The sequence below is a fragment of the Bacillus sp. FAU20 genome, assembly GCF_056033865.1.
The window spans coordinates 31638-44915 of the sequence record NZ_JBVYHY010000011.1; the positions used below are offsets into that span (position 1 = coordinate 31638).

16 protein-coding genes and 2 pseudogenes are annotated in these 13278 nt (G+C 34.6%); 12 read left to right on the forward strand and 6 right to left on the reverse strand.

Annotated elements, in window-relative coordinates:
- Positions 1 to 46: 46 nt before the first annotated feature.
- Complete coding sequence (locus tag AC0OM3_RS08545; protein WP_061884432.1) at positions 47 to 1066, reverse strand: zinc-binding alcohol dehydrogenase family protein; 1020 nt, start codon at positions 1064 to 1066, stop codon at positions 47 to 49.
- Positions 1067 to 1253: 187 nt separating this feature from the next.
- Here AC0OM3_RS08545 and aiiA point away from each other — a divergent pair, with 187 nt between their 5' ends.
- Positions 1254 to 2006, forward strand: coding sequence for a quorum-quenching N-acyl homoserine lactonase AiiA (gene aiiA / locus AC0OM3_RS08550; protein ID WP_474211434.1), 753 nt, complete (start codon positions 1254 to 1256; stop codon positions 2004 to 2006).
- A 40-nt stretch (positions 2007 to 2046) separates the two neighbouring features.
- Here aiiA and AC0OM3_RS08555 read toward each other — a convergent pair whose 3' ends face one another.
- The 3 genes from AC0OM3_RS08555 to AC0OM3_RS08565 all read right to left on the reverse strand — a co-directional run bounded on the left by AC0OM3_RS08555 (position 2047) and on the right by AC0OM3_RS08565 (position 3555).
- Positions 2047 to 2541 (reverse strand): YhfM domain-containing protein, encoded by a 495-nt coding sequence (locus AC0OM3_RS08555; protein WP_151522763.1) that lies wholly within the window; start codon positions 2539 to 2541, stop codon positions 2047 to 2049.
- Between the two features lie 89 nt (positions 2542 to 2630).
- On the reverse strand, positions 2631 to 3095 hold the full coding sequence (locus AC0OM3_RS08560) for a DMT family transporter (RefSeq protein WP_000965812.1): 465 nt from the start codon (positions 3093 to 3095) through the stop codon (positions 2631 to 2633).
- 13 nt (positions 3096 to 3108) lie between these two features.
- Entirely contained in the window at positions 3109 to 3555 is a 447-nt protein-coding gene (locus AC0OM3_RS08565) for a DMT family transporter (RefSeq protein ID WP_046945728.1), read from the reverse strand.
- A gap of 109 nt (positions 3556 to 3664) precedes the next feature.
- On the opposite strand from AC0OM3_RS08565, the gene yeiL reads away from it, so the two are divergent.
- From yeiL to AC0OM3_RS08585, 4 genes are all read left to right on the forward strand, one after another.
- Entirely contained in the window at positions 3665 to 4357 is a 693-nt protein-coding gene (gene yeiL / locus AC0OM3_RS08570) for a transcriptional regulator YeiL (protein WP_151522765.1), read from the forward strand.
- 15 nt (positions 4358 to 4372) lie between these two features.
- Positions 4373 to 4732 (forward strand): glyoxalase superfamily protein, encoded by a 360-nt coding sequence (locus AC0OM3_RS08575; RefSeq protein ID WP_000632389.1) that lies wholly within the window; start codon positions 4373 to 4375, stop codon positions 4730 to 4732.
- Positions 4733 to 4926: 194 nt separating this feature from the next.
- Entirely contained in the window at positions 4927 to 5970 is a 1044-nt protein-coding gene (locus AC0OM3_RS08580) for a flavin-containing monooxygenase (protein ID WP_474211437.1), read from the forward strand.
- Positions 5971 to 6299: 329 nt separating this feature from the next.
- Positions 6300 to 6548, forward strand: a complete 249-nt coding sequence (locus AC0OM3_RS08585; RefSeq protein ID WP_000666947.1) for a hypothetical protein — start codon at positions 6300 to 6302, stop codon at positions 6546 to 6548.
- 36 nt (positions 6549 to 6584) lie between these two features.
- Here the strand turns inward: AC0OM3_RS08585 and AC0OM3_RS08590 are convergent.
- Positions 6585 to 6899: pseudogene (locus AC0OM3_RS08590) on the reverse strand (serine hydrolase domain-containing protein); the annotation flags it as partial.
- 38 nt (positions 6900 to 6937) lie between these two features.
- Between AC0OM3_RS08590 and AC0OM3_RS08595 the strand changes: the two are divergent.
- Positions 6938 to 7219, forward strand: a complete 282-nt coding sequence (locus AC0OM3_RS08595; protein ID WP_000397727.1) for a hypothetical protein — start codon at positions 6938 to 6940, stop codon at positions 7217 to 7219.
- Positions 7220 to 7247: 28 nt separating this feature from the next.
- Here the strand turns inward: AC0OM3_RS08595 and AC0OM3_RS08600 are convergent, their stop codons facing one another.
- Positions 7248 to 7538 carry a DUF3784 domain-containing protein gene (locus AC0OM3_RS08600; protein WP_000171767.1) on the reverse strand — a complete coding sequence of 97 codons (291 nt, stop codon included), beginning with the start codon at positions 7536 to 7538 and terminating at the stop codon, positions 7248 to 7250.
- Between the two features lie 150 nt (positions 7539 to 7688).
- Here AC0OM3_RS08600 and bla point away from each other — a divergent pair.
- From bla to AC0OM3_RS08630, 6 genes and pseudogenes are all read left to right on the forward strand, one after another.
- Positions 7689 to 8195, forward strand: a pseudogene (gene bla / locus AC0OM3_RS08605) (subclass B1 metallo-beta-lactamase); the annotation flags it as partial.
- Positions 8196 to 8936: 741 nt separating this feature from the next.
- The gene (hcp, locus tag AC0OM3_RS08610; RefSeq protein ID WP_474211440.1) at positions 8937 to 10223 is read left to right on the forward strand and encodes a hydroxylamine reductase; all 1287 of its coding nucleotides are present in this window, start codon (positions 8937 to 8939) and stop codon (positions 10221 to 10223) included.
- A gap of 488 nt (positions 10224 to 10711) precedes the next feature.
- On the forward strand, positions 10712 to 11032 hold the full coding sequence (locus AC0OM3_RS08615; RefSeq protein ID WP_000429484.1) for a PadR family transcriptional regulator: 321 nt from the start codon (positions 10712 to 10714) through the stop codon (positions 11030 to 11032).
- Between the two features lie 74 nt (positions 11033 to 11106).
- A complete protein-coding gene (locus AC0OM3_RS08620; RefSeq protein WP_000889650.1) occupies positions 11107 to 11448 on the forward strand; it encodes a DUF1048 domain-containing protein in 342 nt (113 codons plus the stop codon).
- Between the two features lie 155 nt (positions 11449 to 11603).
- On the forward strand, positions 11604 to 12365 hold the full coding sequence (locus AC0OM3_RS08625) for an ABC transporter ATP-binding protein (RefSeq protein WP_474211446.1): 762 nt from the start codon (positions 11604 to 11606) through the stop codon (positions 12363 to 12365).
- Complete coding sequence (locus AC0OM3_RS08630; protein WP_474211449.1) at positions 12366 to 13115, forward strand: ABC transporter permease; 750 nt, start codon at positions 12366 to 12368, stop codon at positions 13113 to 13115.
- Positions 13116 to 13278: the final 163 nt, after the last annotated feature.

Consider the following 13278-nt stretch of genomic DNA (forward strand, 5'->3'; position numbering starts at 1 on the left):
GAAAAATCGTTAATATAATTTCACATACTATCTGTCACTATCATGATTAAAATTTCTCTAATACGATTTTCCCTATGGTGTGCCCGCTTTCAAGTAGTGCATGTGCTTTCTTTAAGTTTTCAGCGTTAATTGGTGTGAATGTTTCATTTAAAGTAGTCTTTAAAATGCCTTCATCTAGTAGTTCGCTTACTTTATTTAATAGTTCGTGCTGCGTAATCATATCGCCAGTTTCATACATCGCTTTTGTAAACATAAACTCCCAAACGAGTGTAGCACTTTTACTTTTTAAAATACCCATTTCAAGAGGGTGTTCATTTTCTACGATAGAGCAAATTTTGCCTTGTGGTTTAATAAGGTCACATATTGCTTGCCAATGTTGATCTGTATTGTTTAAGCAGAAAATATAATCTACATCGCTGAATCCAAGGCTTTGTAATTGCTCTTTTAAAGGGGTATGATGGTCAATTGTATGGTCAGCTCCAAGCTTTTTAACCCAGTCTATCGTTTCGCCGCGGGAAGCAGTTGCGATTACATTTAGTTCAGCCCATTTCGCAAGTTGAATTGCGATTGAACCGACACCACCAGCTCCGCCGATAATTAAAATGTTTTTAAATGAGTTCGTATCTTTTTTAGTATGATCAATGCCTAAACGTTCAAATAAACCTTCCCATGCTGTAATCGCTGTTAAAGGAATTGCGGCGGATTCAGCATCATGTAACGTTTTTGGTTTCTTACCGACAATTCTTTCATCAACTAAATGATATTCACTATATGTACCTTGTCTCGTAATGCTTCCAGCGTAAAATACTTCGTCTCCTTCTTTAAATAATGTACAACTTTCGCCAGTTTGTACAACAACACCACTAGCATCCCAGCCAAGTATTTTTGGTGCATCTTCTTTTTTATCTTTCGGAGAGCGGACCTTTGTATCAACTGGGTTAACGGAAATAGCGTTAATTTTCACGAGTATATCTCTTCCTGTGGCAACAGGTTTTTCAATTTCCAGATTAATTAAACTGTTTTCTTCTTCAATAGGTAAGTATTCATGTAAACCAATTGCTTTCATTTGTAATCCCTCCATTAAAGTAAGAATCATTTACCTCTATATTATAGATGGTGAAATACTGCTATGTAAAAAAATACCCTCTTTTTTATGTAAGCTGTACTGATAGTCTAGAAGGAGTTTATTTCTAAAAAGAAGAATTTTTTACGGTATTACTTTATCCAAAACTAAATGTAAAGGTGGATACATAATGACAGTAAAGAAACTTTATTTCATCTCAGCAGGTCGTTGCATGTTGGATCATTCGTCTGTTAACAGTGCGTTAACACCAGGGAAACTATTAAACTTGCCGGTGTGGTGTTATCTTCTGGAGACGGAAGAAGGTCCTATTTTAGTAGACACAGGTATGCCAGAAAGTGCAGTTAATAATGAAGGGCTTTTTAACGGTACATTTGTTGAAGGACAGATTTTACCGAAAATGACTGAAGAAGATAGAATCGTGAATATATTAAAGCGTGTAGGGTATGAGCCAGACGACCTTTTATATATTATTAGCTCTCACTTACATTTTGATCATGCAGGAGGAAACGGTGCTTTTACAAATACACCGATTATTGTGCAGCGAACGGAATATGAGGCAGCACTTCATAGAGAAGAATATATGAAAGAATGTATATTACCGCATTTGAACTACAAAATTATTGAAGGGGATTATGAAGTGGTACCAGGTGTTCAATTATTGTATACGCCAGGTCATTCTCCAGGCCATCAGTCGCTATTCATTGAGACGGAGCAATCCGGTTCAGTTTTATTAACGATTGATGCATCGTACACGAAAGAGAATTTTGAAGATGAAGTGCCGTTCGCAGGATTTGATCCAGAATTAGCTTTATCTTCAATTAAACGTTTAAAAGGAGTTGTGGCGAAAGAGAAACCAATTGTTTTCTTTGGTCATGATATAGAGCAGGAAAAGGGTTGTAGAGTGTTCCCGGAGTATATATAGTGCAAAAAGTCATGAGTTCGCGTGCTCATGACTTTTTCGTTTAAATAATTTTTTCAAATAAATTATAAACTTTTTTTGAACTATCTTCGTTTAACTGATAGTACGTAAGGTTTACATCATCAGGAGTATCTTGCTGAGCAATCATCACTTCGCTGCTGTGATGATCAACTACCCATATGAAATATTTTTTATAAGTTCCATCTTCGAAAGTAATCCACATATCACAATCTATTAAGTCTGATCCTTCTTCATCTAATGCTAATTTGCCTTTTTTTGCGGTATTCATACTGTTAATAAACGTTTTTAATTCATCTGTTTTTGTGAGAAAGATATCCTTTTTGGTTTTAATTGATTCGACATGTATATCTTTTATTTCCTGTTTTCCTAAAAAAACAGGAGGCTCATTTGGATCTCGCGAGCTTGAAATAATAGTAGCTTTCTTTTTCGGCTTATTTGCAGTATACAGATCTTGAATAGATTTTCCCGAGTTTACAAACCATACAATTCCAGAAATAATTAATACGCTACCTAACAATAAAATAATTTTTTTAATAGGATTTTCTCCTCTCTATTACTTTGTGTGAAGAGCTTTTCTATTAATATATGATAGGTAAGTGTAAAGTATTATAGTTGAACTTGGTTATGCTTCACAGTTTTTATCGGGCGATCTATGAGTAAATTGTAAGTGAGCCCAATTAATACGAAAATGCCACCGATAACTTTACCGATAGAGAGTTCATTTGTCAGGAAGAAATCAATAATAGTCCCCGCAAATAATTGTCCGATAAAGATGAGTAATGTTAAATAAAAGGCTGATATTTTAGGAGTAATATAGTTGGATAATGAAATAACGATAACGCCTACTAATCCGCCTAAGTACACGGCGATAGGAATAGATTGCAACGTATGAATAGGGATATACAATGAATCTGAACTGAAAATTAAAAATAACATAGAGAAAAATAATCCAGTAATATAATTGAAAAACGTGCCTTCCCAGTTTCCAATTTCCTTTGCTAAATTCGCGTTAATAATTCTAGCAACGACGATAGAAACACCAGCTAAAATAGCGATCGTAATATATAACATATTTTTGCCCCCATTAATAAATTGTCATGATTATAATTCCGGAAGAGATGAAACATAATCCAATTAGTTTTTTCTTTTCAAACTTTGCAACTTTCATTCCTAATAAGCCGAAATGATCAATAACGATGGAAGCGATAGATTGACCGAGTAAACTTAATGCGATCGTAATAGAGGCACCGAGGACGGAGAAACTTATATTATTAAAAAGAACAGTGAATACTCCAATCGCTCCAGCGCTATATAAAAAAAGCGGAATACCTTTATCAAAATGAATTTTATTTTTGTTTATGATTAAAATGAAGATAACTGCAATTAAACCGACAAGGTGAATGACAACGCTTGCTGTATACTTCCCAATTAACTCAGATAAAATCCCATTCAGTGGAAGCATAACGGCGATGAGCACACCAATAAAGACAGAAAGAAAGTTATACAATGTAATATCCCCTTTAATTTTCATATTTGTAATGACTGTATCATGCTGAAATTGTGTATTACTATGACATATGTCATAGTGGAAGAAGAAAATTTTGATTACAATGGGGATGAGTGGTAAAGGCGGGGGAACTATGAAGAAAGTATGTAATTCAATTAAATTAGCAAAGTATATGAAACAAAATAATATTGATTCATTTTTTAGTCATGATATGAAACCGTATATGGAACTTATATTTTTTAAAAAGAATGAGTTTATTTGTAGAGAAAATGAAGAGATAGATTATTTATATTTTTTCGTTGAAGGAAAAGCGAAAGCGTTTAATACATTAAGTAATGGGAAATCTGTATTATTATGCTTTTATGATAGTTTGCAGTTGTTAGGAGATGTGGAGTTAATTCATTCTCAAAAGACTGCTTCAAACGTACAAGTAATGGCAGATTCATATTGTGTTGGTTTACCTTTAGGAAAAGTGAGAAATCAACTATTTCATGATGCGAAATTTTTACGATGTATTTGCGGATCGTTAGCACATAAATTAAACCGACTTTCAAAAAATAGTACTATTAATTTACTATATCCACTTGAAAATAGACTTGCGAGTTACATGTTAGCAGCAGGAGAACGAGCAGTTCAGCATGAAAATAGAATTGTGTTTAGTGGGAATTTAACGGAAACAGCTGAATTGTTAGGAACGAGTTATCGGCACCTATTACGTACATTAAATATTTTTTGTGATAAAGAGATAATAAAGAAGAACGATGGATGCTATGAAGTAGTAAACGTGGATGTTTTGAGGGAATTGGCTGCGGATGTTTATAAATAGGAGATGAAGTTATAAATGATTACACCTATATTTAGAATTTTTGATATTGAAAAAGCAAAACTATTTTACATAGGTTTTTTAGGATTTAAACTGGATTGGGAACATCGGTATGAGGAAAATATGCCATTATATATACAAATTTCGTTAGATGATACTGTGATACATTTATCAGAACATCATGGTGATGCCTCACCAGGTGGTGCGATTCGGATCAAAATAGATGATGTAAAGGATTATCATTCTGTATTATTAAGTAAAGAATATGTTTATTCGAAGCCGAATATAGAAAAAACACCTTGGGGTACAATTGAATTAACTGTGATTGATCCGTTTTTAAATAGAATTATATTTTATGAGGAAAAATTGTCGGAGTAGAAAGGATTCATATACAAATATTCATGGGTTAAGTAGTGTAGTTACGTGGTAAATGGAATGAAGAGTAGTTCATAAAGTAGTGAACTGCTCTTTTTCATGTTGTTAAACAGATTGAATTATTGAAAAATAAATCGTATGATAAAATACATGAACAAATGAGCATATATTCATTTGTTGTAAGGAGGAGGGAAAAGATGTTAGATGCAATCATTGTTGGAGCTGGTCAAGCGGGATTGACAATAGGATACTACTTGAAGCAGGCAGGATATAATTTTTTATTACTCGAGGCAGGAAACCGAATTGGTGATTCATGGAGAAATAGATATGATTCTTTGCGGCTCTTTACACCGAGTGAATATAGTAGTTTACCAGGTAGGATATTAAAAGGAGCAAGGAATGAATTTCCACATAAAGATGAAATTGCAACTTATTTAGAAGAATATGCAAGACATTTTCAATTACCGGTACAATTACAAACGGAAGTTCTAAAAATAAAGAAAGAAAAAGAAATATTTGAATTACATACTCCTACAGAAATTTTACAAACGAAAAAAGTTATTATCGCATCAGGTGGTTTTCAGCATCCATTTATTCCCTCGTTTTCAGAAAATCTTTCACCACATATTTTTCAAATACATTCATCACAATATAGATCATCATCGCAAATTCCACAGGGGAAGGTACTTGTAGTAGGTGGCGGAAATTCAGGAATGCAAATCGCAGTAGAACTTGCAAAAACGCATGAAGTTACGGTGTCTATTAGTCATTCCTTAACGTTTTTACCGTTACAACTTTTTGGAAAAAGTATTTTTAATCTGCTAGAAAAAGTGGGTTTATTGTACGCTGAAATAAATACAAAGAGGGGAAGATGGTTTCAGAAGAGAAAGGACCCAATTTTCGGTTTTGAAGGTAAGAAACTTATTCGTAATGGAGCAATCAAACTACAAGAAAAAGTAGTAAGTGCATCAGGAAATAATATTATGTTTCAGAATGGTGATATTTATAGTGCAGAAAGCGTTATATGGTCAACTGGTTTTGTTCAAAATTATAATTGGATTGAAATTGAACAGGCAGTGAATGAGAAAGGGTTTCCTAATCATATAAAGGGAGTTAGTCCAGTAAGAGGATTGTATTATATCGGATTGCCGTGGCAATCTCAAAGAGGCTCTGCGCTTATTTGTGGTGTAGGAAAGGATGCAGTATATTTGCTTTCTGAAATCAAAAAAATAGATCAGTAGCAATAACTACTGATCATCCATATGTACATGAATTAGGAGAGGTCAAACATTTATTAACTTTATTATAATAGATTTTCATAGAATTAAAAACTGAAAATTCAAATTTCATATTGAGAAAGTTTTTTGTATCGAAATATATGAAAAAATAGGGATTTTCATCCCACATTAACGGACAGTAAGGCCTCCACTGATTAAAGTTTCACTTTATTAAAAGGAAAAATGATATTTATATTTTAGTAAATTATGATATAGTCTAAATAAGTGTGTTTTTCCATAAATGTAATTATTTTCATTGTAGTTTCGTTTATATAAGGGAAGGAGAAGTAATTATGAAGTTTGATGATCAACGCTTACTAGGAGTCCGATTAGGTTCTGTACTTGTGACAGAGGAAAATCAATATTTAGTAATTAAGAAAAAAGATCATTATGCACTATTAAATATACATAATTTAGAATGCACTCATGTTGAAGTGCAGTTAGAACATTTGGAAGAAATGTTACATGAAGATTTCCAGGAAAGTATAACGGAAATTATCGCACCAGAACATATAAAAATTGTTGCGAAAAATGTTATATAGATAAAGAAGCTGGAAGGAACAGCTTCTTTATTTTCATTATAAGGATAACGTTTTTACAACCTCACCAATGATCCCTTCCATTTGATGAACACCTAAATCGGAATTGGTCATAATAACAGCGCCATTCCCGCAGTATGGATAACAAACCATCATACATTGAAATCCGACGCCCCATCCGAGTGAATAAATCTGTAATTCTTCATTAGAATCATCTAGAAAAACACCTAATCCAGTCCATTTTGAGCAACCTTGAGGAGAAATCATGTCTAGTACTAATTTTTGAGAAAGTTTTAGTTTGCCCTTTCCTTGTAAGGAATGAATGATTTCAATGACTAAAGCTGATAAGTCAGTGAAATAAAACAAATGAAAGTTAGTAAGGGGGAACATTCATGGAATTCTGGATGGTTATACCGATAGTAGCCTTTGGTTTCATTTATATCGCTGAAAAATTAACTACAATTGAAAAGAAAAATGATGCGCGTTTAAAGAGAATTGAAGATAGATTACAATTAATTACGAAAGAATTGGGAATTGTAGAAAGAGAACCTGAAATTAATAAAGAACTACGCCAGCTTGTAGAAGAAGGCAAAAAAATTACAGCAGTTAAGAGAGTAAGAGAAGCTTTTGGTTTTTCCTTACTAGAAGCGAAGCAATATGTTGATAAATTATAAAAAAGATCACCCATTTGGGTGATCTTTTTCACTGCACCATGCGTGTATTTACATAAGCCGCGATTATAACGTGTCCAATTATAATGATAGGAAATAAGATTTTGGCATTAGGAGTAGTGAAGACACTACCGATTGTCGCAATGACACCAGCAATTAAATTATAAAGACCTACTATTTTTGATAGTGTCACTTTATCAAGCACGCGGCGTTCGTTGAATCCTGATAAGAGGCAAGTGTATTGTTTTACCCCGATGAAATAAGCTAGTGCAAATGAAATGATTGCTACTATGAATAATGATGGTGAAGCGAAGAGAGTCATTGCAAACACCTCCGTTAATGGGCTATAAATAAATTATAGTCTGAATGTTATAATTTAACAAAATACAATTTTGATTTTAAATGTAATAGAAAAATGGAGTATTTGTAATGAGGGGAGATTAAGTATGAATATTGTGGAGTTTCAGATTGAGACGACAAATTAACGAAGGAACTAATAGAAATGGTAGAAAAGAAATTTCAGAAGCGCGTAACGGATTTCATTATTACACATGCGCACGCTGATCGAATTGGCGGAATAAAAACGTTGAAAGAAAGAGGTATTAAAGCGCATAGTACAGCATTAACTGCAGAATTAGCAAAGAAAAATGGATATGAAGAGCCGCTTGGAGATTTACAAACAATTACGAGTTTGAAGTTTGGCAATACAAAAGTAGAAACGTTCCATCCAGGGAAAGGACGTACAGAAGATAATATTGTTGTTTGGTTGCCACAATATCAAATTTTAGCTGGAGGCTGTTTAGTGAAATCTGCGGAAGCAAAAGATTTAGGAAATGTTGCGGATGCATACGTAAATGAATGGTCTACATCGATTGAGAATGTGCTGAAGCGATATGGAAATATAAATTCGGTAGTACCTGGTCATGGAGAAGTAGGAGACAGAGGATTACTTTTACATACATTGGATTTATTAAAATAAGAAATTGTAGAAATACAAAAGAGAGGAGAAATAATTTTCTCCTCTCTTTCTTCTAACTATATTTAAATGCTGAATCTGTCGATTACGCCAGCATGTATTACTGAGATTTTAATTCCAAGTATACAAATACTAGAACTGTCATAATTGCTATAACAACGTAAGTAGCATCAAGCATTATAAGTGTTTTTAAAGTTTCAGTCATTCTAATTCACCCCTGTTATAAAAATATAACATGATCTTTTTATTGATTAGATAAGAGATCATAAAGATAAAATGTATATGAAATTTCTTAAGTAGTTTCTATATAAATATATCATATAAATAATGTAAGTAATGTTAAGATAGTGTAAATGTATTGTAAATAAAAAGCTTTACAATAAAGGCTTTAATAAAAAATGATAGTTTCTTAAAATAAAAAATACGCTATTCTTTCTATTGAATGATAGAAAAGGATGGCGTTTTTGTATGTCTATTTTCATATGTGATGAATTGCAACTATTTGTATAAGGATTCAAAAAATTTTCGTTGTATATATTTCTCCAAATTAATTATTTAGCTATTTAAAAGTATCGAAAGATGTGTGCACACTAATGTACATTTTTTAGTGTCAATAAAAATATTATGTCAACAATATGAACTGTCACAAATCTTTATATATTATTGTGATTGATATCACATCACTTTTTTTCAATGGGTATTATGCTTAAGGTGTAATGAATGATTGGGAGAGGGTGGGATGATATGTTTTGTTATCAATGTGAACAAACGCCAACAGGCGGATGTAAAGTCATGGGTGTTTGTGGTAAGAATGAAACGATTGCGAGTTTACAAGATACGATTGTGTTTGGGCTAAAAGGAATTGCAGCTTATCGCACACATGCTGCTCAGCTAGGGTATACGGATGCATTTGTAGATGCTACAACACAAGAAGCTTTATATATGACATTAACAAATTCTAATTTTAACGAACAAGAGCATATTGATATGGCTATGAAAGTTGGGAAATCAGCTTTACGGGTGATGGAGTTATTGGATGAGGCACATACGAATCATTTTGGTGTGCCAGAACCTGTACAAATTACACAAAATCGTGTAGAAGGTAAAGCAATTGTAGTTACGGGCCATAATTTAATTGCATTAGAAGAACTATTAAAGCAAACAGAAGGAAAAGACATTAATATTTATACGCATTCTGAAATGCTACCAGCACACGGATACCCGCAGCTGAAAAAATATAAACATTTAAAAGGAAACATCGGTAAGGCATGGTATGATCAAAGACGCCTTTTTGAAAAATTTACTGGTGCCATATTAGCTACAACGAACTGTGTTATGCCAATTAAAGGCTCGTACTCTGATCGATTCTTTTCATATGACATTGCAGGTTTAGAAGGTGTACAAAAAATTGAAAATGATGATTTTACAACGTTAATTCAAAAAACGCTAGAACTTCCAGAAGTACATATGGAGTCGGATGAACAGTTAGTGACAGGGTTTCATCATAATACAGTATTATCATTAGCTCCAGAAATTATTGACGCAGTAAAAAAAGGGAAAATAAAGCGTTTCTTTGTTATCGCCGGTTGTGATGCACCGGGAAAAGGCGGAGAATATTATCGTGAATTAGCAACGTCACTTCCGCCAGAAACGGTTATTTTAACAACTTCTTGCGGGAAATTCCGCTTTAATGATGTGGATTACGGTGTTGTACCTGGTACGGAAATTCCGCGTTACATTGATTTAGGACAGTGCAATAATTCAATTTCTACAGTGAAAATAGCGGCTGCTTTAGCTGATGCTTTTCAATGTGAAGTGAATGAATTGCCAGTAAGTATTGTCCTATCATGGTTTGAACAAAAAGCGGTTGCCATTTTACTAGGGCTATTTAGTCTTGGGATTCAAGATATTCGCATCGGTCCAAAGGCTCCTGAATTTATTTCAGCTGGCGTGCTTGATGTATTACAAGAAACATTTGGTTTAAAACTAATTACAAATGCAGCAGAAGATATGGCTATGATGTTATCGTAACAAAAAATGATCTGTCTTATTAAATAAGAAGAGCTAGCCATATTCATTAACTTTGGTATAGTATAGCGCCCCAAAACAAAAATGTAGAATTTTTATTTTGGGGTATTTTCTTTTCTTAGTGGGATAGGTATGGGGAAATTTAAAAAAAGAAAACAGACTGTATCGAATAGGTAATAGTTGATTTTAGAAAAAAATATAAAAATCGAGTTGACATTCATCGCTACTCAGTCATACAATGTACTTGTAATAAGCAATACTGAGTAGTGTTGTTTCTCAAAATATTTTCAGCAGACAATAGGTAATAGCGGATTTTAGAAAAAATTTGAAAATCAGTTGACATCTATCGCTACTTAGTCATACAATGTAGATGTAATAAGTGATACTGAATAGTTCGAATTCACAAAAACTGTTCAGTGAAAAATTCGCCTTAGTACTCTGTAATACTGAATATAAGTCAGACAGAATAGGGGGTAAAGGAGGATCAGAACATGGAAAATTTAACTGAAATGTTGAAAGGTTCACTGGAAGGGTGTGTGTTGGAAATCATTAGCCGCCGTGAAACGTATGGTTATGAGATTACTCGCCACTTGAATGATCTTGGGTTTACCGAAGTCGTGGAAGGAACGGTGTATACCATTCTCGTACGACTAGAGAAGAAAAAGCTTGTGAATATTGAAAAGAAACCATCAGATATGGGGCCGCCTCGTAAGTTTTATTCATTAAATGAAGCTGGTCGTCAGGAGCTTGAACTATTTTGGAGAAAATGGGATTTTGTATCGTCAAAAATTAACGTCTTGAAGTCAAACTAGCCTCATAATATAAAATGTTTCGGCTCATATTTGGAGAGTTTCTTGTTCTGCTTTATAAAAAGGAGGAAAATAACATGTTGGAAATATTCAAAAAATTAATCGGTGATAAAAAAGAGTACAGAATGATGATGGCACGTGTTGCAGCACTGCCAGAGGACTATCAGTTTGTGTTTAAGAAAATTCAAAACTATATGTGGAATTTTTCGACCGGAAACGGGATGGATATGCTGCACATTCAGTACGAATTAATCGATTTGTTTGAAGCCGGTGCAGCGGAAGGTAGACAAGTGCTAGATATTACTGGGGAAGATGTGGCATCTTTTGCTGACGAACTAGTGGCAAACGCTAAAACGTATGTCTCCAAATATCGTGAAGATTTGAATGAAAGTATTATGAAGAAATTGAGAAAAAAATAAATGCAATACGTAATACCGACTGATTAGCTGGTCATAAATGTGAACTACCGCCATCGCTATTCAGTTATATTTTTAACTCAGTACTAAGTGTTACAGAATATCAGTGGTACTAAATAGAGGGTATAGGTAATTTATTTTTGTAAGGGGGAAAAAGCATGAGCAATGCAGCGATTTCTATAAAAGGATTAAAAAAATTTTTTAAAGACAAAGAAGTGTTAAAGGGAGTGGATTTTGATGTACAGCGTGGCGAAATTTTCGCACTGCTAGGCTCAAATGGAGCGGGAAAGACAACAACGGTCAACATCCTTTCGACGCTAATGAAGCAAGATGGCGGTGAGGTAAGCATTTGTGGATTTGATGTACAGCGCCAACCAGATCAAGTTCGTCAAAGTATCAGTTTGACAGGACAGTTTGCAGCTTTAGACGGCATGTTGACGGGGAAAGAAAACTTGATAATGATCGCTAAGTTACGTGGTGTTTCCAATCCCGTTCAAGTCGCTGACAATTTGCTTGAAAGATTTAGCCTGACTGATGCGGCAAACCAAAGGGCAGATCAGTATTCAGGCGGGATGAAGCGCCGGCTTGATATCGCGATGAGTTTGATCGGGGCGCCAGCAGTTATTTTTCTTGACGAACCAACGACTGGACTTGATCCTGAAGCGCGAATCGAAGTGTGGGATACAGTCAAGGAACTTGCCGGTAGCGGCACAACGATCTTGCTTACGACCCAGTACTTGGAAGAAGCCGAACAACTAGCAGACCGTATCGCTATTTTGCATGGCGGAAAAATTATTACGACAGGTACTCTTACTGAACTGAAAGAGATGTTCCCACCGGCAAAAGTGGAGTATATCGAGAAGCAACCGACATTGGAAGAAATATTCCTTGCGATCATTGGCAAAAAGGAGGAGATGTAAATGAAAAGTAAAACAGGTGTATTATTAGGTCGTTTAATGCGTAACATTATGCGCAGCCCGGATACAATTATTACAGTAGCGATTACGCCGATTATGATGATGCTATTATTTGTTTACGTATTTGGCGGGGCTATAAAGACAGGAACAGATAACTACGTCAATTATTTATTGCCGGGAATTTTGCTAATGGCTATCGCATCCGGTGTAGCTTACACTTCTGTGCGACTCTTTACGGATGTAAAGAGTGGGCTGATGGCACGTTTCATTACGATGCCTATTAAGCGTTCATCGATATTGTGGGCTCATGTTTTAACCTCTCTTGTTGCTAATGTACTTACTATCGTGGTGGTTATTCTTGTTGCATTATTAATGGGTTTCCGTTCCAGTGCTAATATTCTAGAGTGGCTCGCGGTAGCTGGAATACTTGGGATGTTTACGCTGGCGCTAACATGGCTAGCTATCATTCCAGGATTGAAAGCGAAGTCTATGGAAGGGGCGACTGCTTACTCGTACCCGCTAGTTTTTCTTCCATTTATTAGTTCGGCCTTTGTGCCTACCGAAACGATGCCAAAAATTGTTCGTGCGTTTGCAGAGAATCAGCCTGTAACTTCAATCGTGAATGCGATTCGTGCTCTTTTATATGAAGGAACTGTGGGTAACGATATTTGGATTGCACTCTCTTGGTGCGTAGGTATAATGGTCATCTCTTACTTTTTCGCCAGTAAAGCATTTAAACGTCAGTTAGGGTAAGAAACGAGATAAACGAAACCTTCAGGAATAATATATATTTAGAAAAGCACGGGAGATTTTCCGTGCTTTTATTATTTATCATGCTCTCATTGTAGTAAATGAAATGGTATTTAAAAATAGGATAATTATCCAGTGATAAAGCTTAATATTTGAGGCTCACTGC

Coding starts and splice junctions, on each gene's coding strand:
- AC0OM3_RS08600 (WP_000171767.1), bottom strand. CDS start 7,538: ATGACTCTCTTCGCTTCACCATCATTATTCATAGTAGCAATCATTTCA.
- hcp (WP_474211440.1), top strand. CDS start 8,937: ATGTTTTGTTATCAATGTGAACAAACGCCAACAGGCGGATGTAAAGTC.
- AC0OM3_RS08545 (WP_061884432.1), bottom strand. CDS start 1,066: ATGAAAGCAATTGGTTTACATGAATACTTACCTATTGAAGAAGAAAAC.
- AC0OM3_RS08565 (WP_046945728.1), bottom strand. CDS start 3,555: ATGAAAATTAAAGGGGATATTACATTGTATAACTTTCTTTCTGTCTTT.
- yeiL (WP_151522765.1), top strand. CDS start 3,665: ATGAAGAAAGTATGTAATTCAATTAAATTAGCAAAGTATATGAAACAA.
- AC0OM3_RS08630 (WP_474211449.1), top strand. CDS start 12,366: ATGAAAAGTAAAACAGGTGTATTATTAGGTCGTTTAATGCGTAACATT.
- AC0OM3_RS08580 (WP_474211437.1), top strand. CDS start 4,927: ATGTTAGATGCAATCATTGTTGGAGCTGGTCAAGCGGGATTGACAATA.
- aiiA (WP_474211434.1), top strand. CDS start 1,254: ATGACAGTAAAGAAACTTTATTTCATCTCAGCAGGTCGTTGCATGTTG.
- AC0OM3_RS08615 (WP_000429484.1), top strand. CDS start 10,712: ATGGAAAATTTAACTGAAATGTTGAAAGGTTCACTGGAAGGGTGTGTG.
- AC0OM3_RS08585 (WP_000666947.1), top strand. CDS start 6,300: ATGAAGTTTGATGATCAACGCTTACTAGGAGTCCGATTAGGTTCTGTA.
- AC0OM3_RS08575 (WP_000632389.1), top strand. CDS start 4,373: ATGATTACACCTATATTTAGAATTTTTGATATTGAAAAAGCAAAACTA.
- AC0OM3_RS08595 (WP_000397727.1), top strand. CDS start 6,938: ATGGAATTCTGGATGGTTATACCGATAGTAGCCTTTGGTTTCATTTAT.
- AC0OM3_RS08560 (WP_000965812.1), bottom strand. CDS start 3,095: ATGTTATATATTACGATCGCTATTTTAGCTGGTGTTTCTATCGTCGTT.
- AC0OM3_RS08625 (WP_474211446.1), top strand. CDS start 11,604: ATGAGCAATGCAGCGATTTCTATAAAAGGATTAAAAAAATTTTTTAAA.
- AC0OM3_RS08620 (WP_000889650.1), top strand. CDS start 11,107: ATGTTGGAAATATTCAAAAAATTAATCGGTGATAAAAAAGAGTACAGA.